Genomic DNA, 21,201 nt, shown 5'->3' on the forward strand with positions numbered 1-21,201 from the left:
GCGCAGCGTCGATCGCAGCCAACACAAAGGCGCCGCCGCGGATTCGCGACGGCGCCTCGTTCATGTTCGACAGTGCGGCGTTACTTCTGCGAGATTCGTACCCAGTCCCTGTGCGCGCGATCGCGCAGCGCATCCCAATCGGCCTTCGCGACGTCCCAGTTCACGATCGTGCGATTGACGCTCGCGACCTCGCCGTTGGCGACGGACGACGTCTGCATGGAGTCATAGACATAGACTCCTCCGGCAAGGAGCAGCGCGCCCAAGATCATTCCGAAAAAAGTCCGCATGGCTAACCTCCGGTGACGGCCGATAACGTTGGCCCGCAGTTAAGGTTCCGCGGCACTGTGGCACGGATGAAGTGGACTTGTTCATCCCGCCTTCAGCCACTGCACCAGCTCCGCGTTGATCTCGCGCGGATAGGTGTGGCTGAGGTCGTCGATTTCGCGATAGGTGACATCGGCGCCCGCCGCCGCGAGCGCCGCCTGGGTCTGGCGCGCGGTCTGCACCGGAAACATCCAGTCGAGCTTGCCGTGGGTGATGAAGATCGGCAGACCTTGCAGGCGCGCGGCGTCGGCCATCTCCGCCATCAGCGGATGGAAGGTTGCCGAGACCGGCGCCAGATGGGTGAAGGGCGAGGCGCCGTCGAGACCGCTGACATAGCTGAAGGTGCCGCCGTCGCTCATGCCGGTCAGCAGCATGCGCGAGCTGTCGATGCGCCAGCGGCTGCGCACGGTTTCGAGGATGCGCATGAGATTGGGCGTATCGGCATCATCGCCCATCAGCGCCCAGGTCGGACCGGTCGCGGTCGGCGCCACCAGGATCGCGCCAAGGCTGCGGGCGTCTCGCAGCCAGCTCCACAGAAAGCCGCGTCCGTTGCCGCTGCCGCCATGCAGCGCCATTACCAGCGGCATGGCGCGCTCGGGCGTATAATGCTCAGGCACGTAGACCGAGAAGCCGCCGCGGCTGCCGGGTTCGTTGTGGTCGTGGAAGATGCCGGCATTTTCACTCGTGCCGGCTTCGAGCCGCGACAACAGATCCGCATTGTCGCGATTGGCGGTGTTGAGAAAGAAATTGCTGACGGGAGGAAATTGCGGCGACAACGGATAAAGCGCCTCCTGTGCACGCGGCAAATGGCGCAGCGCGCGGAAGACGGCGACGAGATCGCCATTGCCGCGCTCGACCTCGCGGATCCCGGCAAAGGCGGCAAGCGTCTCGTCGCAGGCGCGATCGAGCCGCTCGCGGAGGCTCGCGAACTGCTCCGGCCACGCTCCGATAGCCGCGTGGGCCGTTTGCAGCGCCTCATCCGGTGCGCCGATCGCATTCATCACGGAAGCGAACGCCGGCGGATGCAATTGACGTTGGAAGAAGCCGAGCGCTTCCAGCGCATTGAGCAGCGGCGGCAGCACGGCCACGATGTCGTCGACCACGGCCTCGCTCATTGCGGCTTCCTTCAGCGTCGGATCAATGCAGCTTTGGCGCCTTCAAGAGCTTGAAGCGATCGGTCGAGGTCACCGTGACGTCGAAGGTGACACCTTGGTGGTACACGGTTAGCGGCACATCGACGCCGGCGGCGCCGAGCGCCCACATCTTCTTGTAGAACGCGGTCTGGCTCGTGACCTTGTCGCCGTTCACGGCGAGAATGATGTCGTCGGTCTTGAGCTCGGCGCGCGCGGCAGGGCCGTTCGGGGAGATCCCGATCACGACCACGCGGTTGTCGATCTCGGTCGAGTAGAGCCCGAGCCATGGTCGCGCCGGCTTGTTGACGCGACCGAACTTGCGCAGATCGTCGAGAACCGGCTTCAAGATGTCGATCGGCACGACCATGTTGACGTGCTCGGCCTTGCCGTCGCGTTCGCGCTCCAGCTGAAGCGAGCCGATACCGATCAGCTCGCCGCGCTCGTTGAGCAGCGCCGTGCCACCCCAGTTCGGATGCGCGGGATAGGTGAACATGGCCTCGTCCAGCAGATATTCCCAATAGCCGGCGAATTCCTGCTTGGCCACGATCTGGCTGGCGACCGAGCGCGTACGACCACCGGCGCCGCCGACCACGACGCGGTCGCCGATCCCAGTTTTCGCCGAGCTGCCGATCGGCAATGGCTCGACGTCGAGGTCGCCGAGAGCCTGCACCAGGCCGAAGCCGGTTTCGGAATCGAAGCCGAGCGCATGGCCTTCGACCACCCGCCCGTCGCCGAGGTGCAGCCACACCGATTCCGCCTCGGTGATGAGATAGCCGATGGTCAGAACCAGTCCGCGGTCGATCACGACGCCGTTGCCGGCGCGTTCGGTGCCCAGCGTCTCGGCGCTGAAGGCGTCCGGCGGAATGATGGCGTGCAGGCCGACGACGGATGCGAGTGCGCGGTCGAGATCGAAACCGTAGTCGCTCGCACGCGGCTGATTGGCCGGCGGCACTCTCCATTCGGTCAAAGCGGGCATGGAGTTCTCCTGGCTTTAGTGCGTCGCTCCGATATTGCTGCAGAGCGACGCGCGAAGCACGGTTAATTTAGGCTGAGGAAGGGCGTCTTGAAAGCCTCGTTCCCAACTATTCGTAGAACCCCGCGTGAAATCTTCGAAAGGCTCAGAGGCATCCCGTGCGGATGGCAGGCGACCCTCGATCCAGCATGCGGCCGCATGGCTGGTGTCCGGCGAGGTGCTAGGCGGCGTACGATGAAGCTGCTAACCATTGCCGCTTCCCTTGACCAAGAGATCACGGACCGAAGCAATGGATAACCGCAGCGACATCTGGCGTGGCATCGACACAATCAAGGGGCGTTTCATCGACCTCAGCGACAAGGTCTGGGGCATGCCCGAGGTGTGCTACACCGAGGCGCGGTCCGCCGCCGAGCACCTCGCCGAACTGCGCCACCAGGGCTTCCGCATCACCGAGAAGGTCGCCGGCATTCCGACCGCGGTCATGGGCGAGTGGGGCGAGGGCGGTCCTGTCATCGCATTCATGGGCGAATATGACGCGCTGCCCGGTCTCAGCCAGGAAGCGGGTGTCGCCGAGCCTCGTCCGATTGAATCCGGCGGCCACGGTCATGGCTGCGGCCACAATCTGCTCGGTTCCGCCGCGCTGCTCGCCGCGACCGCGGTGAAGGATTGGCTCGCCGAGAACAAGGTGCCCGGCCGCGTGCGCTATTATGGTTGCCCGGCTGAAGAAGGCGGCGCGGCGAAGGCCTTCATGGTGCGTTCCGGCGCGTTCGAGGACGCCGACATCGCCGTCACCTGGCATCCGCACAGCTTTTGGGAGGTCGCGGTGACGCCGTCGCTCGCCAACACGCGCGCGGACTTCATCTTCACCGGCCGCACCTCGCATGCCGCGGCCTCGCCGCATCTCGGCCGTTCCGCGCTCGATGCGGTCGAGTTGATGAATGTCGGCGTGAACTACATGCGCGAGCACATGCCGAGCGATGCGCGGGTGCACTATGCGCTGCTCGACACCGGCGGCATCGCGCCCAACGTGGTCCAGGCCCATGCGCGGGTGCGCTACTCGATCCGCGCCCGTGACCTTCCCGGCATGAACGAACTGGTCGGGCGCGTCAGCAAGATCGCAGAAGGTGCGGCGCTGATGACCGAGACCAAGGTCGAGATGAAGATCATCTCCGCGGTCTCCAACATCCTGCCGAACGCGCCGCTTGAGCAGGCGCTGCACCGGGTCATGGAAGAACTCGGACCGCCGCATTTCGACGATGCGGACAAGGGCTTTGCCAGCCAGATTCGCGCGACGTTGAGCGACAAGGATATCGCATCGGTCTATTACGCGATCGGCATGGAACAGACCGATCGGCCGCTGGCCGACTTCCTGGTGCCGCTCGATGCCAAGCGCAATCCGCTGGTCGGCTCGACCGACGTCGGCGACGTCAGCTGGGTGGTGCCGACCGTACAGGTTCACGCACCCACGGTTGCGATCGGCACACCGTTCCACACCTGGCAGGTGGTGGCGCAGGGCAAGAGCCCGCATGCCCACAAGGCCATGGTGCAGGCCGCCAAGGCGATGGCCGGTCTCGGCATCAAGGCGCTGACAGATCCGGAACTGATCAAGGCGGCCAAGGCCGACCTGAAAAAGCGGACGGCCAAGACGCCATATGTCTGTCCGCTGCCGGATCACATTGATCCGCCGCTCGACATGTCCGTCGCGTAGAATTTCGCCTCGACACTTCGTCTGATGCGGCGAACAAATTTTCCGCAGTGCAGCGTGCAATCCAGCACGTTTTGATGCTGGATTGCCAAATGGATGGGCTGCGGAGCGCGGTTTTGCCCAACAGACAGCCAGAAGACCGTTTGCATACACACGGTCCCAGTTGACGCACCCCCCATTCGGTGTGCCATCTACTGCCAGCTAATTGGGCGGCCACCTCGTGTTGGCCGTCATCATCATGATGGAAACCAGACGGGGACAACCATGCTGGATAAAGAACTGCGTTCGATGATCGGTGACGTGAAGGACGGGCGGATGGATCGCCGCTCCTTCATCAAGCGCATGGCCGCTGTCGGTCTCACCGCTCCCCTTGCCAATCAGATCCTCGCGCTGGGCGGCGTTGCCATGGCCGAGGGCGCCTCGACCTACAAGCCGACCAAGCGTGGCGGCGGCGGTGCGCTGAAGCTGCTGTGGTGGCAGGGCCCGACCCTGCTCAATCCCCATTTCGCCACCGGCACCAAGGACCAGGACGGCTCGCGCCTGTTCTACGAACCGCTCGGCTGTTGGGACCCGGACGGCAACATGAAGCTGGTTCTGGCGACCGAGATTCCTTCGACCCAGAACGGCCTGCTCGCCGCCGACGGCAAGTCGGTGACGTGGAAGCTCAAGCCCGGCGTGAAATGGCACGACGGCAAACCTTTCTCGGCTGACGATGTCGTATTCACGTGGCAGTACATCAAGGATCCGGCCACGGCGGCTGTGACCATCGCATCCTATCGCGACCTCACTGTCGAAAAGATCGACGATCTCACGGTCAAGATCACCTTCGCGAAGCCGACGCCGTTCTGGGCCGACGCCTTCGTCGGTGCGACCGGCCAGATCCTGCCCAAGCATCTGTTCGCAGATTTTATCGGCTCGAAGTCGCGCGAAGCCCCCACCAACCTCGCGCCCGTCGGCACCGGTCCCTACAAGTTCGTCGAGTTCAAACCGGGCGATCTCATCCGCGGCGTGATCAATCCCGACTACCACATGGCCAACCGGCCCTATTTCGATTCGATCGAGATGAAGGGCGGCGGTGACGCCGTCTCGGCCGCGCGTGCGGTGATCCAGACCGGCGAATATGATTTCGGCTGGAACATCCAGGTCGAGGACGATGTTCTGCTGCGCCTGGAGAAGGGTGGCAAAGGCAAGACGGTCTATGCCGTGGGCGGGGATACCGAGTTCATCGCGCTCAACTTCACCGATCCGAACGTCGAGGTCGATGGCGAGCGCTCGTCGATGAAGACCAAGCATCCGCTGTTCTCGGATCCCGTCGTGCGCAAGGCGCTGTCCCTGCTGGTCGATCGCGAGTCCGTCAAGAAGGCGATCTACGGCCGCGCCGGCCGCACCACCGCCAACTTTCTCAATGGCCCCGAGAAGTTCGTCTCGAAGAACACCAGCTGGGAATTCAACATCGAGAAGGCCGCCAAGATGCTCGACGACGCCGGCTGGAAGCCCGGCGCCGACGGCATCCGCGAGAAGGACGGCAAGAAGCTGAAGCTGCTGTACCAGACCTCGATCAACGGTCCGCGGCAGAAGACCCAGGCCATCGTCAAGCAGGCCTGTCAAAAGGCCGGCATCGACGTCGAGCTGAAGTCGGTGGTGGCCTCAGTGTTCTTCTCGTCCGACGTCGCCAATCCCGACACCTATCCGAAGTTCTACGCCGACCTCGAGATGTTCCAGATCCCGCTGAGCCAACCGGATCCGTCGCAGCACATGCGCCGCTATTTGTCCACCAGCGTCGCGACCAAGGAGAACAAGTGGCAGGGCACCAACTTCCCCCGCTGGGTGAACAAGGAGTACGACGAGGCGATCACGGCGGCCGATATGGAAATGGACCCGGTCAAGCGCGCCGCGTACTACATCAAGGCCAACGACCTGATGTGGCAGGACACCGTGTTCATCCCCGTGATGCATCGTCTCAAGGTCGAGGCAGCCGCGAACAATTTGCGTCCGGTGATTTCAGGCTGGGCCAACGAAACCGACAATCTGTTCGACTGGTACCGCGAGGAATGATCCCCAAGCTCTAGACGGGGCCTTCCCTCATGAGTCAATACGTTCTGCGTCGCTTGCTGATCGCGATTCCGAGCCTGCTCGGAATCTCGGCCGTGCTGTTCTTCGTGCTGGCGCTCGCGCCCGGCGATCCATTCTCGGAGCTGGCGACGAACCCGAACGTCCCCCCCGAAGTGCAGGCTGCACTTCGGGCCAAGTTCGGCCTCGACGATCCCATCTACCTCCGCTACGTGCATTGGCTCAACGCGATGCTGCACGGCGACTGGGGCTTCTCCTTCGTCAGCCGGATGGACGTTGACAAATTGATCCTCCAGCGCCTGCCGACCACGCTCTATGTGATCGGCTCGGCGCAGATCCTGGCGCTGCTGATCGCGATTCCCGTCGGCGTCTATGCCGCGACGAAGCCGTATTCGCTGTTCGACCAGATCGCCAACACGCTCGCCTTCGTCGGCTTCTCGCTGCCGACCTTCTTCACCGGCATCCTGTTCATTCTGATCTTTTCGGTCACGCTCGACTGGCTGCCTTTCGTCTACACCACCGACATCAAGGGCACCGGCATCCACTGGGTGTTCGAGATGATCCGGCAGGCGATCATGCCGGTGGCGGTGCTCGGCCTGTTCCAGGCGGCGTCGATGACGCGCTTCGTGCGGTCGGCGATGCTCGATGTGATCCGGCTCGACTATGTCACCACCGCCCGCGCCAAGGGGCTCGGACAGGCCAAGGTCATCGTCAAGCACGTGATGCGCAACGCCATGATCCCGGTCGTGACGCTGATCGCGTTGCAGATCCCCGCGGTTTTCGGCGGCGCCATCGTCACCGAGCAGATCTTCCGCATCCCCGGTATCGGCTCGCTGCTGATCTCCTCGATCCTGTCCAACGACACGCCGGTGGTGATGGCCGTCACCTTCGTGTTCGCGTGCCTGGTCGTGCTGTTCAATCTCATCGCGGACATCCTTTATGGCTGGCTTGACCCTCGCATCTCCTTCCGCTGAGCGGCGCGTCTACTCGCCCTGGCGCGAGACGTGGCGGCGCTACAGCCGCCACAAGCTCGCCGTGGTCAGCGCCTTCCTGCTGCTCGTTCTGATCCTGGCGGTGGTGCTCGGCCCCTTCGTCTGGCGGGTCAAGATCGACGACATCGACATCGTAGCCGGGCTCCAGGGGCCCTCGCCGGCCCATCCCTTCGGCACCGACGATCTCGGGCAGGATATCCTCGCACGCATGATCTATGGCGGGCGCATTTCGCTCGCGGTCGGCCTCGCTGCCATGCTGGTGTCGGTATTCGTCGGCACGCTGATCGGCGCGCTCGCCGGCATGTCGCGCGGTGCGCTCGGTCACGGGCTGATGTGGCTTACCGACCTGTTCCTGTCGCTGCCGCAATTGCCGTTGCTGCTGCTGTTGATCTATCTGTTCCGTGACGGGCTGAAGGCCGCGTTCGGCCCCGAGGGCGGCATCTTCATCCTGATCGTGCTCGTGATCGGGGGGCTGCGCTGGATGCCGGTGGCACGGCTCGTGCGCGCGCAGTTCCTGTCGATCCGCGAGAAGGAATTCGTCGAGGCCGCGCGGGCGCTCGGCGCCAGCCCGGTACGGCAGGTGATACGGCATATCCTGCCGAATGCGCTCGGCCCGGTGATCATCGCCGGCACCATCGACGTTGCCGCCGCGATCATCGCGGAATCGACGCTGTCCTTCCTCGGCCTCGGCTTCCCGCCGGATACGCCGACCTGGGGCCGCCTGCTGTATGACGCCAAGGACTTTCTCGACATCGGCCCGCATTGGGCGCTGTTTCCGGGCGGCGCGATCTTCATCGCGGTGGTCGCCATCAACTTCATCGGCGACGGCCTGCGTGACGCGCTCGATGCGCGACGGGTGATCTGATGGCGCCGCTGCTCGAGATCAAGGGACTGAAGACCCATTTCTCAACCGACGACGGCATCCTCCAGGCCGTCGACGGCGTCGACATCTCCATCAACCGGGGCGAGACGCTCTGCGTGGTCGGCGAATCCGGCTGCGGCAAGACCGTCACCGCGATGTCGATCCTGAAGCTGATCGCGATGCCGCCGGGCCGTATCGCGGCGGGCCAGATCATCTTCGAGGGTCGCGATCTCGTGCCGCTGACGAGCAACCAGCTCGACGAGATCAGGGCCAAGGAGATCGGCTTCATCTTCCAGGAGCCGATGACCTCGCTCAACCCGGTGCTCACCATCGGCGAGCAGATCGCCGAGAGCCTGCGCCGCCACGAGTCCGTGACAAGAAAGCAGGCGCTCGATCGTACCATCGAGATGCTGAAGCTGGTGCAGATCCCCAACGCCGAAGGCCGGGTGCACAATTATCCGCACCAGTTTTCCGGCGGCATGCGCCAGCGCGTGATGATCGCGATGGCGCTCGCCTGCAAGCCGAAGCTGATCATTGCCGACGAGCCCACCACCGCGCTCGACGTCACCATCCAGGCGCAGATCCTCGATCTGCTCCAGGACATGAAGGAGCGCTTCGGCATGGCGGTGATGCTGATCACCCATGCCATGGGCGTCGTCGCCGAAACCGCGCAACGCGTCGTCGTGATGTATGCCGGCAAAGTGGTCGAGGAAGCGCCGGTCGACGATCTGTTCAGCAACCCGGGCCATCCCTATACGCAAGGGTTGATCCGTTCGATTCCGCGCATCGATCTCGCCGCCGAGCACAAGACGCGGCTCGAGGCGATCGGCGGCTCGGTGCCGATCCTGATCAATCCGCCGGTCGGCTGCCGCTTTGCGGCGCGCTGCAAGTTCGCGATGAACGTCTGCACCGAGCAGGAGCCGTTGCTGCGCGAGATCGCACCCGGCCATCGCATGGCCTGTCATCTCGGCGATACAAATCTGGGAGGCGCGGCATGAGCGAGCCCTTGCTGCAAGTCTCCAACCTGAAGAAGCACTTCCCGGTGCTCGGCGGCCTGCTGTCGCGCCAGGTCGGCACCGTCTATGCGGTCGACGGCGTGTCGTTCTCGGTCAATCGCGGCGAGACGCTCGGTCTCGTCGGCGAATCCGGCTGCGGCAAGTCGACGACGGGACGCTGCGTGCTGCGCCTGATCGAGCCGACCGACGGCGAGGTCACGTTCGACGGACAGGACGTTCGCCAGCTCGGCGGCGACGATCTGCGCGCGATGCGGCGGAACATGCAGCTGGTGTTCCAGGACCCGTTCGCCTCGCTCAATCCGCGCATGACGGTCGGCGCGATCCTCGGCGAGGCGCTGATCATCCACAAGCTGGGATCATCGGCCAAGGAGCGCGAGGAGCGCGTCGCCAGCCTGCTCGTCAAGGTCGGGCTCAAGGCCGAGCACATGCGGCGCTATCCGCACGAATTCTCCGGCGGCCAGCGCCAGCGCATCGTGATCGCGCGCGCGCTCGCGGTCGAGCCGAAGCTGATCGTCTGCGACGAGCCGGTCTCGGCGCTCGACGTGTCGATCCAGGCCCAGGTCATCAACCTGCTCGAAGACCTCCAGGCCGAGCTGAACCTCACCTATCTCTTCGTCGCGCACGACCTCTCGGTGGTCGAGCACATCTCCGACCGCGTCGCGGTGATGTATCTCGGCCGGATCGTCGAGCTTGCCAAGGCCAGCGATCTCTACCGCAATCCACAGCACCCGTACACCAGGGCGCTGCTGTCGGCGGTACCGGTGCCGGATCCCAAGCTGAAGCGCGAGCGCATCCGCCTCAAGGGCGACGTGCCAAGTCCGATGAAGCCGCCGTCGGGCTGCCACTTCCACACCCGCTGCCCGATCGCCCAGCCGCGCTGCGCGGAAAGCGCGCCTGTGCTGAGGGAAGGCGCGGGCGGGCATTTCGTGGCGTGTCATCTCGCCTGACGCCGCGAAAGCGGGTTCACTCGCGAAGCAGGCCGTGCTCCGACAGCGCCTGCTTGAAGCTCTCCATGGAGGTGTGCTGATGCGCGAACAAGCCCGCCTCGCGCGCTCCGGCGACGTTGGCTGCGAGATCGTCGACGAACAGGGCGGCTTCTGGCGTCGTGTCGAGCTCCGAGAGGTAGCGGCGATAACATTGCGGGTCCGGCTTGGCCGTCTTGAATTGCGCCGAGGTGTAGATCCGGGAGCCGAACAGCGGGCGCAATTCCGGCAGCAGCGTGTCGATGTGGTCGGCGACCAGCGTGGTGTTGTTGGTCAGGACGGCGATATCGACGGTGTTTCGCAAGCGGCCGGCGATATCCAGCATCGCGCGATCTGGCTGCATTGAACGGCGCCGGGCCTCCACCCACTCCTCGAGTGACAGCGGATAGCCGATGCGTTCGCCAAAGCCTCCCAGATAATCGGCAGCCTCGAGCGCGCCGGAATCGCCGAGCAGCTCGAATCCGCTGTCCCAGATCGCCACGTGGACCGCTTCGCGCGTCGTTCCCGCGAGCTCCGCCAGATAGGCGACACGCGTCGCCCTGTCGTAGGCGCATAGGACATTGTCCATGTCGAATAGGACGAGCTTGATGGCGTCGCTCACGGCAGCACTCGCGGATCGGCCGGACATCCGGCCTTGATCGGAGTCTTATCTCGCCGGAACGCAGGCGACAATCCGGGGTGAGGCCGGATCGCCGCGACGAGGCCGCCTCATCCCTCCAGCGTGAAGCCGACGCGCAGCGTCACCTGATAGTGGCGGACAGTGCCGTTCTCGATGTGGCCGCGCGTCTGCACCACCTCGAACCATTTCATTTCGCGGATGGTCTTGGACGCGCGGCTGATCGCGTTCTTGATCGCGTCCTCTATCGAGCTGTCGGAGGATCCGACGAGGTCCAGGATCTTGTAGACATGATCACTCTCGGGTGTGGGCATGGGTCTTCTCCTGTTTCATCTTGCGGCCGACGAAGGCCTTCGGTGCGACGCGCATGGCGCCGACTCTGAACGGGCCTGCGCGCTTCGGGTTCCCCGGGGCCGTGATGGCCCGCATGCGCCGGCCGAGGTGGAGCCGGCCGCGCTTGCCTGCTAAGCGCTATCCATGGATTCGGCACGACGCGACAGGACGATCGGCTCTCTCTGCCTCTGCGTGACGGCGTTCGGCTGGGCGCTGAACTGGCCGCTGATGAAGCTGCTGCTCCAGCAATGGCCGCCGCTGTTCGCGCGCGGCCTTGCGGGCGTGTGCGCCTCGGTCATTCTCGGCATGCTGGTGCTGGGCCAGAAGGAATCGTTCGCCGTGCCGCGCGAGGCGATCCCGCGGCTGCTGTTTGCGACCTTCACCAATGTCTTCGCCTGGATGGGGCTCGGCACGGTCGCGATGAAATATGTGACGGTGAGCGAGGGCGCCCTGCTCGCCTACACCATGCCGATCTGGGCGATGCTGTTCGCCTGGCCGGTGCTGCACACGCGGCCGGCCTTACGGGACGTCTTCGGGCTCGTCCTCGGCGTTGCCGGCGTGACGCTGCTCCTCAGCGGCAACGGCTTTGCGTTCGGCGCCGAGAAGCTGATCGGGATCACGCTCGCGCTGCTCTGCGCCATCCTGTTCGCGCTCGGCAACGTGCTGAACCGCAAGCCGTTGCCGATGCCGCCGCTGGTCGTCGTCGCCTGGCAGGTCGGGCTCGGCTGCGCCACCATGCTGGTCCTCGGCGTGCTGTTTGAGCATCCTGACGTCACCGCGATCACCCCGCTGGGGCTCGGCTGCTTCGTCTACATGACGCTGGTGCCGATGGGCATCTGCTACGTGACCTGGTTCGAGACGCTGCGCCGCCTGCCGCCGACCACGGCCTCGACCGGCATGCTGATCGTTCCCGTGATCGGCGTGGTCTCTGCCGCCATCATTCTCGGCGAGCCGCTGGGCTATCGCGAGTGGACGGCGATGGCGCTCACGCTCGGTGGTGTGACGCTTGCCTTGCAGCGCGGGTAAGGTCGTCACGCCCCGGGCCGCGGAGCGGGGAGCGAGAACGGCGGTTTTCAAATCGCCCGTTGGCGTCGGATGCTGCCGTTGCCGGCGCGAAGACGGGTGAGCTAACTTCCGCGCCTGTCCTGGTCTCTTCGAGGTGCGATGATGATCGAGCGTTGGACGAGGGGCGCTCTGGTCGCGATCGGTCTTTGCGCCGTGCCTGCGCCGGGCATCGCGCAGGACGAGCTCGATGGCGCGCCGGTTCGCATGTCGCTGCAGGTCACGACCGATCCCTCCACCATCGCGTGCCGCCGGCTTGAAACGGTCAACCCGGCCTCGCTCGTTTTCCTGCCGCTGCGCCGGACGTTCAGCGAAGATTTCGACGAGCATCCGCTGTCGAACGGGCGCTGGGTCCCGCATTATGCGGGCGGAGCGGCCTGGCCGGAGGCGCGCTATTGGGGCGGCGATGGCTCCGACTTCAAGCGCAAGACCAGCGCCAATGGCGAGCAGCAGATCTACGTCGATCCGCGTTATGCCGGCCGCGCGGCCGCGCCGCTCGGCCTCGATCCGTTCAGGGTGAAGGACGGCGTGCTGTCGATCGTCGCCAGCCGCACGCCGCCGGAATTGAAACCGCTGCTGTTCGACAACGAGTACATCTCCGGAATTCTGACGACCCAGGGCACGTTCGCCCAGAAGCACGGCTATTTCGAAATCCGCGCCAAGGTGCCGGTCGGCCATGCGGTGTGGCCGGCGTTCTGGATGCTGGCGGACGATGGCGGCTGGCCGCCGGAGGTCGACGTGCTGGAAGGCCGCGGCGAGCGGCCGGGCGATCTCGTGATGACGACACATTGGCGGATCCCCTCGACCCAGAAGATCCAGTCCTGCGGTTTCGATTTTGCGGTCGGCGACGCCTCAAGCGCATTCCACAATTACGGTGTGCTGTGGCAGGAGGATCGGCTGATCTACTTCATCGATCGCAATCCGGTCTCCGACATCAAGGTGCCGATCGGTTTCGACGATCCCATGTACATGATCGTCAATCTTGCGATCGGATCGAAGTTCTTTCCCGGTGTCAGTCCCGTCGATGCGGAATCGCCACGAAGCGTCGCATTCGAGATCGACCGGATTTCCGCCTATCAGATCGACATGGAGCAGGCGCGGAGATAGCGATGCCAGCCGAAGTCTCGCAGCGCCATTTCGCCAAGCTCACGGGCCTTGCCACGCTAGGCGTAGCCGCAGGCGCCTGGAGTGCGGAGAATGACAAGGCCGCATCGATCGACCGCGCCGAACTGAGCGCGGCGTTCTATCCCGACGTGGTGGCAAGGAATGCGATCGGGGGGTGATACACGCCCCTACGGATCCAGCTCCGTATCCCAATACAGATAGTCCAGCCAGCTATCGTGCAAATAGTTCGGCGGGAACAGGCGACCGTTGCGGTGGAGCTGGTGCACGGTCGGCGCGAACGCGTGCTGGCGCGGAAACATTTTTGCCTGTGCCGGCGTGAGATTGCCCTTGCGCAGGTTACAGGGCGAGCAAGCCGCGACCACGTTCTCCCAGGTGGTCTGGCCGCCTTTGCTGCGCGGGATGATGTGATCGAAGGTCAGGTCTTCGGGCGAGCCGCAATATTGGCAGGCAAAACGGTCGCGCAGGAAGACGTTAAACCGGGTGAAGGCCGGATGGGTGGTCGGCTTGACGAAGGATTTGAGCGAGACGACGCTCGGCAGCTGCATTTGCAGCGTGGGGCTGTGAACGGCCTGATCGTAATGCGCGACGATGTTGACGCGATCGAGGAACACCGCCTTGATCGCGTCCTGCCACGACCAAAGAGACAGCGGGTAGTAACTCAGCGGCCGGAAGTCCGCATTCAGCACCAACACCGGCCAACTGCCTTGCGAGACATGTGCGTTCAAGTAACGCTCCCGGCCTCCAACATACGCTGCGAAGCAGCATGTCCTGACATACTACATGCAGCGTGACGGGATTGTGAAGCCCGTTGAGCGACTTATTCAGGCGCAAGCAATGCGGCGCCGGGGTGGCGAAAGCGCTCAAAAAGCCGCGATTTGAGGAAGGTACGCGGCTGGCGCGGAACTGCCGCGACAGGCGGGTCGCGGCGCTGCTGCGGCAGCTACTCCCGTACCCGCTCCAGCTTCTGCAAGCATCGCGTCGCGCGCACCGCGGCCGGCATATCCTCGTCGGGAAAGCTGGTGTCCCAATTGGTGACGCCGACCTCACCGACATAGATGTCGCCCTTCGAATCCAGCGCGATGCCGTGGGGCGCCAGGAATTTTCCGCTCGCAACGCCCGGCCCGTCCTCGCCGCCGAGGCGTGCGATGCGATTGCCCTTGGCGTCCACGATCGACAGCCGCGGGCCGAGATTGGGCACCTTGCGGTTGATGGCAAGGCCCGGGCCGAGCTCGCCGATGACGAAAGTCGGGCTCTTGGCCCCACCGCAACAGCACAGCGCGCAGGGCCGATGCAGATTGTTCCACTGTGTCTCGTATTTGCCGTTGCCGTCGAATACTTGGACGCGATGGTTCTCGCGGTCGGCGACGTAGACCCAGCCATCGGCATCGGTGGCAATATTGTGCACGATGTTGAACTGGCCGGGATCGGTGCCGGGCTCGCCCCAGCTCTTGAGCAGCTTGCCGTCCGGCGTGTACTTGTGCACGCGCGCATTGCCATAGCCGTCGGAGACGTAGATCTCGCCCTTCGGCGACAGCGCGGTATGGGTGCAGCGATGGAAGGGCTCGCCGCTCATGAATGGCGACGGCTTCTCGGGAATGCCGATCGTCAGCAGCACCTTGCCCTCGGTGGTGCATTTGCGCACGGTGTGGTCGCCGTCATCGGTACAGTAAAGATTGTCGTCGGCGTCGATGTGCAGGCCGTGCGCGCGCGAGAACAGCCCTTCGCCGAAGCTGCGCAGGAAATTACCGTCGCGGTCGAGCACCACCATCGGATGGGCGCCGCGGTTGAAGACGTAGACGCGGTCCTTGCTGTCGACCGCGACGGAGGCGACATCGGTGAGCTGCCAGCCTGCGGGCAGTTTCGCGAAGTTGTCGACGACGCGGTAGCGGTGCTCGCCGCTGCCGAGAATGGCTGGCATTGTGTTCCTTCCTCTCACTGTCTCTGTCGTGCTCGCAATGATGGAGCCTCAAGTGGCGCCCACCTCTCGCCCCAAAATCCCTTCCTCGATCGCCTTGATCTGCAGCGCGAGGTATTTCGAGTTGATGCGGCATTGCGCGAGGCTGCCGGCGATGAACCAGAGGCCGGGCTGCCGCGTGCGCGCATACATGTTGCGAAGCTCGACGCCGTCGCCAAAGCCCCAGATCGGGCCGACGCGGTCGGCGACGCCGTCACCGAACAGCTTCCGCACCAGATATTCCTGCGGCTTGTAGCCGGTGGAGAGCACGATCAGATCAGCGGGAAGGAGCGTGCGGTCCTTCATCCGCGCGCCTTCCGCGACGAAGCCCTCGATCTCGTCGAACTGCCTGAGCCTGATCGCGCCCTCGACGATCAAATTGGAGCAGCCGACGTTGAAATAATAGCCGCCGCCGCGGGTAAGGTATTTGAACTGCCAACCGGTGCCGGCCTCGCCGAAGTCGAGCTTGAAGCCGACGCGGGCAAGGCCTTCGAGCAGCTCCTTGTCGAGCTGCTTCGACTGCTCCGTCAGCATCACATGCGTCTTCTTCGCCAGCGGCGTCGGCATCGAAGCCGCGATCAAATCGTTGTCCTCGAGTGTGCCTTCATTGTAGGTCGCATAAGCGAGCTGCGCCGACGGTTCGATATTTGTGACCAGCGTCGGAGAGCGCTGCACCAGCGTCACCTCGGCGCCGCTGGAATGAAGATCCTGCGCGATGTCGTGACCGCTGTTGCCGGTGCCGATGACGATCGCGCGCTTGCCTTTCCAGTTCTCGCCGTCCTCGTAGCGGCTGGAATGCAGCAGCGTTCCCTTGAAATTCTCGAGCGTCGGAATATCGGGAATATTGGCGATGCCGCTGACGCCGGTTGCCATGGCGACGTGACGCGGATGCATGGTCCGCTGGCCGCCGTCGGCGCGGCGCAGGGTGACCGTCCAGCGTCCGTTCGCCTCGTCGTAAGAGCCGCCCTCGAATTCGGTGGCGGTCCAGAAGTTCAGCTCCATGGCGTCGACATAGGCTTCGAACCAATTGGCGAGCTTGTCCTTGGGGATATAGGTCGGCCAGTTTGGCGGGAACGGCATGTAGGGAAGGTGATTGACCTGCACCTGGTTGTGCAGGGTCAGCGCGTGATAGCGCTTGCGCCAATTGTCGCCGATTCTCGACTCGCGATCGACGATCAGCGCGTCGACCTGCAGCTGCTTCAGCCGTGCCGCGATCGCGAGCCCGGCCTGGCCGCCGCCGACCACCAGCACGGCCGGATCGCGATCGGCATAGTCGCGCGAGACGTTGCGCAGGTCGAGCCAGTTCGGTCCGCGGAAATCGCGCGAATAGGCCTGGCCGCGCGGCCGCGACGTGCCGAGCTGTTCCTCGAAACCTTTCAATTCGTCGAGCGCCGTGAGCAGCGTCCACGCCTTCAGGCGGTCGTCGTCGGCGCTGTCGGGAATGAGCCGCAGGATACCGCTGCCATGCCCGGTCGCGGTTTCGAAATCGAAGATCGCTTCGATGGTGTTGGTGCCGGCGCGCGTCACCCAGCGCGGCGGCGCACGGTTGGGCGCGACCTTGAAATTGGCTGGTGCCGCCTTCGGCCCCAGCGCGGCCAGGGTTTGCGCAATCGTCTCGCGGCCGGCGATCGTTTGCAGGTTCCAGCTCAGCGCCAGCACGTCGCGCCAGAAGCTGTCGGCCACGAAAAGGCGGTCCAGCTTGGCGGGATCGGGCCTGTTCAGCGCGCGCTCGAATGCGTCGAGCCAGGCCTGGGCGCTGACGGATAGATTCTTGGTCTTGTCGAGCATGCGCGACCTCGTGGCCGTCTTTCGCGGCGTTTCCTGTGAGGTCGAACGCTATACCGGTTCGATGGTGGTCGAAAGCGCTTTACCCGGGCAGCGAGAGCATGTGGCCCTGCTCGGGCGGAATGCGCCCATGTCACGCCGGCAGCACGCCCTCGCGCTTTTTCACCGCGCGATAATAGCTCCACCACAAATGCGCCGCCGCGCCGCGCAGCGGACGCCAGGGCTCGGCGAGCGGCGCCATCTGCTTTTCCGTCGGCCGCGCCGGAAGGCCGAGGCCGATCTTGATGGCCTCCTGCACGGCGAGGTCGCCGGCGGGCCAGGCATCGCCATGGCCGAGGCAGAACAGCAGATAGACGTCCGCGGTCCAGGGGCCGATGCCGGGCAGCGCGATCAGCGTGTGATGCGCGGCGTCGGCATCTTCCTCCGCGAGCACGTCGAGGTTCAGCCGCTGCGCGCCGAGTTCGCGCGCGAGATGTTTCAGCGTCTTGATCTTGGCGGCGGACAGGCCGAGCCGCCCCAGCCGGTCGGTGCGGGCCCGGCGCACCGCGTCGTGGTCGAACGGATCGAAGGCGGCCGACAACCGTCCCCAGATCGCCGCCGCGCTCGCGGTCGAGAGCTGCTGGCCGCAGACGATGTGGGCAAGGCCCGCAAAACCCGGCTCGCGCCGCCGCAACGCCGGCATGCCCGCGATCTCGAACACGGCTTTGAGGCGCGGGTCGCGCTTGATCAGCGTGTGAATGGCCTCTTCGAGATCGGACTGGGTTTCGAGGTGGATGGTCATGGTCACTCAACTTGTCATGCGCGGGCTTGCCGTCTCTGCTAAGGCTCCGCCGGCCCAATACCGCGAAGCCCGCCGAAGCCTTCGGCGTAGGCGGGACCCGCGCATCCATCTCCTATCGTAACAGAGTCGTGGAAGATGGATTGCCGGGTCAAGCCCGGCAATGACGAGGTCCCTGAAACCGATGCCACCAGTTTTCCGATTCGCTCCCAGCCCCAACGGCCACCTGCATCTCGGTCACGCTTACTCGGCGCTGCTGAACTTCGACCGCGCGCGCGAGACCGGCGGCCGGCTGCTGTTGCGGATCGAGGACATCGACACGACGCGCTGCCGGCCGGAATTCGAGGCGGCGATTTACGAGGATCTGGCCTGGCTCGGAACCAGCTGGGAGATTCCGGTGCGGCGGCAGTCCGAGCATCTCGCCGATTATCGCGCCGCGCTGGACAAGCTGTCGGCGCTGGGTCTCGTCTATCCCGCGTTCGAAAGCCGCGCCGAGATCGCAAGGCTCGTTTCCGCGCGCGAGGCCGACGGCCCGTGGCCACGTGATCCCGACGGCGCGCCGCTCTATCCCGGCGAGTGCAAATCGCTGCCGGGCGACGCGCGGGCTCGTCTGATCGCTTCGGGCGTACCTTACGCGCTGCGGCTCGACATGGCGGCCGCCTGTCAGCGCGTCGCTGGCCTGACTTGGAGGGAGCTCGGCGAGGAGCAAGGCGGCGAGGGCGGCATCGTCCCGGCGCGACCGCAGGCTTGGGGCGATGTGATCCTGGCCCGCAAGGAGACGCCAACCAGCTACCACCTGTCTGTTGTCGTTGACGACGCGCTCCAGGGTGTCAGCGAGATCGTGCGGGGCCAGGATTTATTCCACGCCACCGCCGTCCACCGCCTGCTCCAGGTCCTGCTCGGCCTGCCCGAACCCGCCTACCGCCATCACCGGCTGATTTGCGACGGCGAGGGGCGGAAGCTGTCGAAATCGAGCCGCTCGACCGGCCTGCGGGAGTTACGCGCCGCCGGGGCCTCGCCCGCGAGCATCCGTGCCTTGGTGGGATTAGGTTAGATTTCTCTGGGGTTTAGCTAAACGTCGCCGTGACTCCGGGGGTTCCGCCGTGCCATGCTCGCCTGATGGCCCGGGGGTTCGAAGGCGACACTTCGAAGGGGATTTATGGCGGCGAAGAAGCGCCCAGCGCGCACCACGCGGACGTCCAGGCGGCCGCCTCGGAAGCGGCCCGGGCCGGCCGCCCCGTTGCGCAAGCGCAGCACCAAGGCGGTCGGGCCGGACGTGGTCCAGGCCGCGCTCGCCGCCTTTGCCCATGAGGTCCGTACCCCCCTGACCGGCATCCTGGCGATCAGCGATCTGCTCGCGACCTCCGATCTTGGCGAACGGGAGCGGCGCTGGGCCGACACCATCAAGGCCGGCGCCGAGCATCTGGCGAGCCTTGCCACGCTGTTCGTGGATGCCGCCCGAACCGGCAAGGGGGCTGGCAAAGCCGGAAGTACGCTGCGGCAGGACCTGTTCAACCTCGGGACACTCGCCCGCACCGCTGGCGATTCACTCGCCGGCCGCGCCGCTGCCAAGGGTCTCCACGCCCAGGTCGGGATTTCCGACAAGCTCCCCGGCCTCGTGGTCGGCGATCCCGTCCGCCTGCGCGCCGCGCTCGAGAACCTGATCGACAATGCCGTGAAGTTCACCGACCAGGGCGGCGTGGGGCTCGAGGTCGCGCCCTGGCGCCCCGTCAAGGGTAAGGCGAAGGGCAGGGTGGGCGTCGCCTTTGCGGTGTCCGACAGCGGCATCGGCCTGACCATGGCCGAGATCAAGCGGCTGTTCCGCCCGTTCACCCAGGCCAATGTCACCATCGCCTCGCGCTTCGGCGGTGCCGGCTTAGGGCTGTCCTCGGTCAAGCAATTGGCGCGCGCGATGGGCGGCGACATCACCGTCGCTCTGCGCCGCGGCGGCGGCGCCACCTTTACGTTGACGGTGTCGCTCGATGCGGCGGGCCCCGGCAAAACCCGCAAGACGAAGGGCGAGACCGAGGCAGATGCGGTCGCCGCGCTGCGCGTCCTCAGCGTCGAGGATAATCCGTTCGGCCGCGTCGTGCTCAACACGATTCTGACCGAGCTCGGCCATCATGCCGAGTTCATCGGGCGCGGCGAGGACGCCGTGGGCCGGCTGGCGCAAGGCGCGTTCGACGCGGTGCTGATGGACATGGTGCTGCCCGGCATCGACGGCATCGAGGCCATCCGGCGGATCCGCACCATGCAGGCGCCGCTGGCCCGGATCCCGATCATCGGGGTGTCCGGCCGCAGCGAGGACGAGGCGGCCTCGCGCGAGGCCGGCGCCGACGCCTTCCTGGTCAAGCCTGTGTCTCCGCGGGCGCTAGCGACTGCGCTGCTTGAAGCGACACGCCGTGAGGAAGCCGCGACTTGATGATCGCGGCGTTGAGCTCGCCGCCGTAAACGAAGATCGCGGCGATGAAGTACAAAAACACCAGCGCGATGATCACCGAGGCGAGCCCCGCATACATCGTCACGTAGTTGTTGGCGAAGCGCGCCAGATATTGTCCGAACACGATGCCCGAGATCAGCGACGCCACGATGGTGAAGACGATGCCGGGCAGGATCTGGACGAAGCTGCGCCGTCCTGCCGGCAGCCAGGCGTGCAGGATCAGCAGCGCCACCACCAGCGCGCCGACGGTGATGCCATAGCGGATGCCAGTCAAAATCCGCTCGTTGGACTCCACGAACAGCGGGATGTGGCTGCGCGCAGCTTCGATGAGCAGAGGGCCGAGCACGATCAGGAACGCCATGGCGAGCGCGGTGAAGGCTGCGACCAGCGTGTAGCCGATCGACTCCAGCCGCAGCCAGTACCAGGGCCGCATCTCCACCACCGCGTAGGCGCGGTTGAGCGCAACCCGCAGCGCCTCGACGCCGTTGGAGGCGAAATAGACCGACAGCACTGCGCCGATGGTGAATAGGCCGGTACGGGTCGTGGTCAGCACGTCATGCACCTCGCCCGAGATCGAATCGGCGACCTGCTTGGGCCAGATCTGCAGCATCAGGCTGGCGGCCTGGTCGGCGAGTTCCTTGGAGCCGAAGAAGCCCGCGAGCGAGGTCAGCACGATCAGGAACGGGAACAGCGCCATCAGCGTCGACAGCGCGATGTGGCTCGCGATCGCCCAGCCGTCGTCGGCCAGGAACGTGTAGAACGCGTCCATCGCGACGTCGTAGATGGTGCGGATCGCTTTCACGTGGCACCTACACCGCTGCTCTCTTCCCCGGCAGGTCGGGAGAGAGCAGGAGAACAGGCAATGGGCACAAATCGGAAATCATTGCGCTACCATCTGATATTATTGTCCCAAAAGCCAGTTCGCGAAGCGCCCTGCTGTCATTCCGGGGCGCGCGCAGCGCGAGCTATGATGCGCAATTGCGCATCTGAGAATCCATTTCGCAGCAATGTGGGTGGTGGCCCGATGGATTCCGGGCTCGATGCTTCGCA

The 21,201-nt window shown here is 65.1% G+C and carries 21 protein-coding genes; 11 read left to right on the plus strand and 10 right to left on the minus strand.

What is annotated here, in order from left to right:
- Nucleotides 1-80: 80 nt before the first annotated feature.
- The 3 genes from CIT39_RS04020 to CIT39_RS04030 all read right to left on the minus strand — a co-directional run bounded on the left by CIT39_RS04020 (nt 81) and on the right by CIT39_RS04030 (nt 2,433).
- Complete coding sequence (locus CIT39_RS04020) at nt 81-287, minus strand: hypothetical protein (RefSeq protein WP_094973293.1); 207 nt, start codon at nt 285-287, stop codon at nt 81-83.
- A gap of 81 nt (nt 288-368) precedes the next feature.
- Nucleotides 369-1,439 (minus strand): alpha/beta hydrolase, encoded by a 1,071-nt coding sequence (locus CIT39_RS04025; RefSeq protein ID WP_094973292.1) that lies wholly within the window; start codon nt 1,437-1,439, stop codon nt 369-371.
- Nucleotides 1,440-1,461: 22 nt separating this feature from the next.
- Nucleotides 1,462-2,433, minus strand: a complete 972-nt coding sequence (locus CIT39_RS04030; RefSeq protein WP_094973291.1) for a S1C family serine protease — start codon at nt 2,431-2,433, stop codon at nt 1,462-1,464.
- A 286-nt stretch (nt 2,434-2,719) separates the two neighbouring features.
- Between CIT39_RS04030 and CIT39_RS04035 the strand changes: the two genes are divergently transcribed.
- The 6 genes from CIT39_RS04035 (at nt 2,720) to CIT39_RS04060 (ending at nt 10,022) form a co-directional block, all read left to right on the plus strand.
- The gene (locus CIT39_RS04035; protein WP_094973290.1) at nt 2,720-4,138 is read left to right on the plus strand and encodes a M20 family metallopeptidase; all 1,419 of its coding nucleotides are present in this window, start codon (nt 2,720-2,722) and stop codon (nt 4,136-4,138) included.
- 261 nt (nt 4,139-4,399) lie between these two features.
- Nucleotides 4,400-6,190 carry a peptide ABC transporter substrate-binding protein gene (locus CIT39_RS04040; RefSeq protein ID WP_094973289.1) on the plus strand — a complete coding sequence of 597 codons (1,791 nt, stop codon included), beginning with the start codon at nt 4,400-4,402 and terminating at the stop codon, nt 6,188-6,190.
- 29 nt (nt 6,191-6,219) lie between these two features.
- Nucleotides 6,220-7,179: an ABC transporter permease gene (locus CIT39_RS04045; protein WP_094973288.1), complete on the plus strand. Its 960-nt coding sequence runs from the start codon at nt 6,220-6,222 to the stop codon at nt 7,177-7,179.
- Complete coding sequence (locus CIT39_RS04050; RefSeq protein ID WP_094973287.1) at nt 7,145-8,062, plus strand: ABC transporter permease; 918 nt, start codon at nt 7,145-7,147, stop codon at nt 8,060-8,062. The genes CIT39_RS04045 and CIT39_RS04050 overlap by 35 nt, the downstream gene beginning before the upstream one ends.
- Complete coding sequence (locus tag CIT39_RS04055) at nt 8,062-9,057, plus strand: ABC transporter ATP-binding protein (RefSeq protein WP_094973286.1); 996 nt, start codon at nt 8,062-8,064, stop codon at nt 9,055-9,057. The genes CIT39_RS04050 and CIT39_RS04055 overlap by 1 nt, the downstream gene beginning before the upstream one ends.
- Complete coding sequence (locus CIT39_RS04060) at nt 9,054-10,022, plus strand: ABC transporter ATP-binding protein (RefSeq protein ID WP_094973285.1); 969 nt, start codon at nt 9,054-9,056, stop codon at nt 10,020-10,022. The genes CIT39_RS04055 and CIT39_RS04060 overlap by 4 nt, the downstream gene beginning before the upstream one ends.
- Before the next feature lie 16 nt (nt 10,023-10,038).
- On the opposite strand, the gene CIT39_RS04065 is transcribed toward CIT39_RS04060, so the two are convergent.
- Complete coding sequence (locus CIT39_RS04065; protein ID WP_094973284.1) at nt 10,039-10,686, minus strand: HAD family hydrolase; 648 nt, start codon at nt 10,684-10,686, stop codon at nt 10,039-10,041.
- Nucleotides 10,687-10,766: 80 nt separating this feature from the next.
- A complete protein-coding gene (locus tag CIT39_RS04070) occupies nt 10,767-10,988 on the minus strand; it encodes a dodecin (RefSeq protein ID WP_094973283.1) in 222 nt (73 codons plus the stop codon).
- A 163-nt stretch (nt 10,989-11,151) separates the two neighbouring features.
- Here CIT39_RS04070 and CIT39_RS04075 point away from each other — a divergent pair, with 163 nt between their 5' ends.
- From CIT39_RS04075 to CIT39_RS04085, 3 genes are all read left to right on the plus strand, one after another.
- On the plus strand, nt 11,152-12,033 hold the full coding sequence (locus CIT39_RS04075; RefSeq protein ID WP_094973282.1) for a DMT family transporter: 882 nt from the start codon (nt 11,152-11,154) through the stop codon (nt 12,031-12,033).
- A 141-nt stretch (nt 12,034-12,174) separates the two neighbouring features.
- Complete coding sequence (locus CIT39_RS04080; protein ID WP_094973512.1) at nt 12,175-13,176, plus strand: glycoside hydrolase family 16 protein; 1,002 nt, start codon at nt 12,175-12,177, stop codon at nt 13,174-13,176.
- A 2-nt stretch (nt 13,177-13,178) separates the two neighbouring features.
- A complete protein-coding gene (locus tag CIT39_RS04085) occupies nt 13,179-13,352 on the plus strand; it encodes a hypothetical protein (protein WP_155526009.1) in 174 nt (57 codons plus the stop codon).
- A gap of 9 nt (nt 13,353-13,361) precedes the next feature.
- On the opposite strand, the gene CIT39_RS04090 is transcribed toward CIT39_RS04085, so the two are convergent.
- The 4 genes from CIT39_RS04090 to CIT39_RS04105 form a co-directional block, all read right to left on the minus strand.
- Nucleotides 13,362-13,919, minus strand: coding sequence for an HNH endonuclease (locus CIT39_RS04090; RefSeq protein ID WP_094973281.1), 558 nt, complete (start codon nt 13,917-13,919; stop codon nt 13,362-13,364).
- A gap of 215 nt (nt 13,920-14,134) precedes the next feature.
- Entirely contained in the window at nt 14,135-15,112 is a 978-nt protein-coding gene (locus CIT39_RS04095) for a peptidyl-alpha-hydroxyglycine alpha-amidating lyase family protein (protein ID WP_094973280.1), read from the minus strand.
- Between the two features lie 48 nt (nt 15,113-15,160).
- Complete coding sequence (locus CIT39_RS04100; protein WP_101635020.1) at nt 15,161-16,936, minus strand: flavin-containing monooxygenase; 1,776 nt, start codon at nt 16,934-16,936, stop codon at nt 15,161-15,163.
- A 130-nt stretch (nt 16,937-17,066) separates the two neighbouring features.
- Nucleotides 17,067-17,714 carry a DNA-3-methyladenine glycosylase family protein gene (locus CIT39_RS04105; RefSeq protein ID WP_094973279.1) on the minus strand — a complete coding sequence of 216 codons (648 nt, stop codon included), beginning with the start codon at nt 17,712-17,714 and terminating at the stop codon, nt 17,067-17,069.
- A 181-nt stretch (nt 17,715-17,895) separates the two neighbouring features.
- On the opposite strand from CIT39_RS04105, the gene gluQRS reads away from it, so the two are divergent.
- The gene (gluQRS, locus tag CIT39_RS04110; RefSeq protein WP_094973511.1) at nt 17,896-18,765 is read left to right on the plus strand and encodes a tRNA glutamyl-Q(34) synthetase GluQRS; all 870 of its coding nucleotides are present in this window, start codon (nt 17,896-17,898) and stop codon (nt 18,763-18,765) included.
- Nucleotides 18,766-18,870: 105 nt separating this feature from the next.
- Entirely contained in the window at nt 18,871-20,133 is a 1,263-nt protein-coding gene (locus CIT39_RS04115) for an ATP-binding protein (RefSeq protein WP_094973278.1), read from the plus strand.
- Here the strand turns inward: CIT39_RS04115 and CIT39_RS04120 are convergent.
- A complete protein-coding gene (locus CIT39_RS04120; RefSeq protein WP_094973277.1) occupies nt 20,060-20,953 on the minus strand; it encodes a YihY/virulence factor BrkB family protein in 894 nt (297 codons plus the stop codon). The genes CIT39_RS04115 and CIT39_RS04120 overlap by 74 nt on opposite strands.
- Between the last annotated feature and the right edge of the window lie 248 nt (nt 20,954-21,201).

The sequence above is a fragment of the Bradyrhizobium symbiodeficiens genome (assembly GCF_002266465.3).
Lineage (GTDB): Bacteria > Pseudomonadota > Alphaproteobacteria > Rhizobiales > Xanthobacteraceae > Bradyrhizobium > Bradyrhizobium symbiodeficiens.

Excerpts from the sequence above, each read along its gene's own strand:
- CIT39_RS04020 (WP_094973293.1), bottom strand. The coding sequence starts at position 287 with ATGCGGACTTTTTTCGGAATGATCTTGGGCGCGCTGCTCCTTGCCGGA.
- CIT39_RS04025 (WP_094973292.1), bottom strand. The coding sequence starts at position 1,439 with ATGAGCGAGGCCGTGGTCGACGACATCGTGGCCGTGCTGCCGCCGCTG.
- CIT39_RS04030 (WP_094973291.1), bottom strand. The coding sequence starts at position 2,433 with ATGCCCGCTTTGACCGAATGGAGAGTGCCGCCGGCCAATCAGCCGCGT.
- CIT39_RS04035 (WP_094973290.1), top strand. The coding sequence starts at position 2,720 with ATGGATAACCGCAGCGACATCTGGCGTGGCATCGACACAATCAAGGGG.
- CIT39_RS04040 (WP_094973289.1), top strand. The coding sequence starts at position 4,400 with ATGCTGGATAAAGAACTGCGTTCGATGATCGGTGACGTGAAGGACGGG.
- CIT39_RS04045 (WP_094973288.1), top strand. The coding sequence starts at position 6,220 with ATGAGTCAATACGTTCTGCGTCGCTTGCTGATCGCGATTCCGAGCCTG.
- CIT39_RS04050 (WP_094973287.1), top strand. The coding sequence starts at position 7,145 with ATGGCTGGCTTGACCCTCGCATCTCCTTCCGCTGAGCGGCGCGTCTAC.
- CIT39_RS04055 (WP_094973286.1), top strand. The coding sequence starts at position 8,062 with ATGGCGCCGCTGCTCGAGATCAAGGGACTGAAGACCCATTTCTCAACC.
- CIT39_RS04060 (WP_094973285.1), top strand. The coding sequence starts at position 9,054 with ATGAGCGAGCCCTTGCTGCAAGTCTCCAACCTGAAGAAGCACTTCCCG.
- CIT39_RS04065 (WP_094973284.1), bottom strand. The coding sequence starts at position 10,686 with ATGTCCGGCCGATCCGCGAGTGCTGCCGTGAGCGACGCCATCAAGCTC.
- CIT39_RS04070 (WP_094973283.1), bottom strand. The coding sequence starts at position 10,988 with ATGCCCACACCCGAGAGTGATCATGTCTACAAGATCCTGGACCTCGTC.
- CIT39_RS04075 (WP_094973282.1), top strand. The coding sequence starts at position 11,152 with ATGGATTCGGCACGACGCGACAGGACGATCGGCTCTCTCTGCCTCTGC.
- CIT39_RS04080 (WP_094973512.1), top strand. The coding sequence starts at position 12,175 with ATGATCGAGCGTTGGACGAGGGGCGCTCTGGTCGCGATCGGTCTTTGC.
- CIT39_RS04085 (WP_155526009.1), top strand. The coding sequence starts at position 13,179 with ATGCCAGCCGAAGTCTCGCAGCGCCATTTCGCCAAGCTCACGGGCCTT.
- CIT39_RS04095 (WP_094973280.1), bottom strand. The coding sequence starts at position 15,112 with ATGCCAGCCATTCTCGGCAGCGGCGAGCACCGCTACCGCGTCGTCGAC.
- CIT39_RS04100 (WP_101635020.1), bottom strand. The coding sequence starts at position 16,936 with ATGCTCGACAAGACCAAGAATCTATCCGTCAGCGCCCAGGCCTGGCTC.
- CIT39_RS04105 (WP_094973279.1), bottom strand. The coding sequence starts at position 17,714 with ATGACCATCCACCTCGAAACCCAGTCCGATCTCGAAGAGGCCATTCAC.
- gluQRS (WP_094973511.1), top strand. The coding sequence starts at position 17,896 with ATGCCACCAGTTTTCCGATTCGCTCCCAGCCCCAACGGCCACCTGCAT.
- CIT39_RS04115 (WP_094973278.1), top strand. The coding sequence starts at position 18,871 with ATGGCGGCGAAGAAGCGCCCAGCGCGCACCACGCGGACGTCCAGGCGG.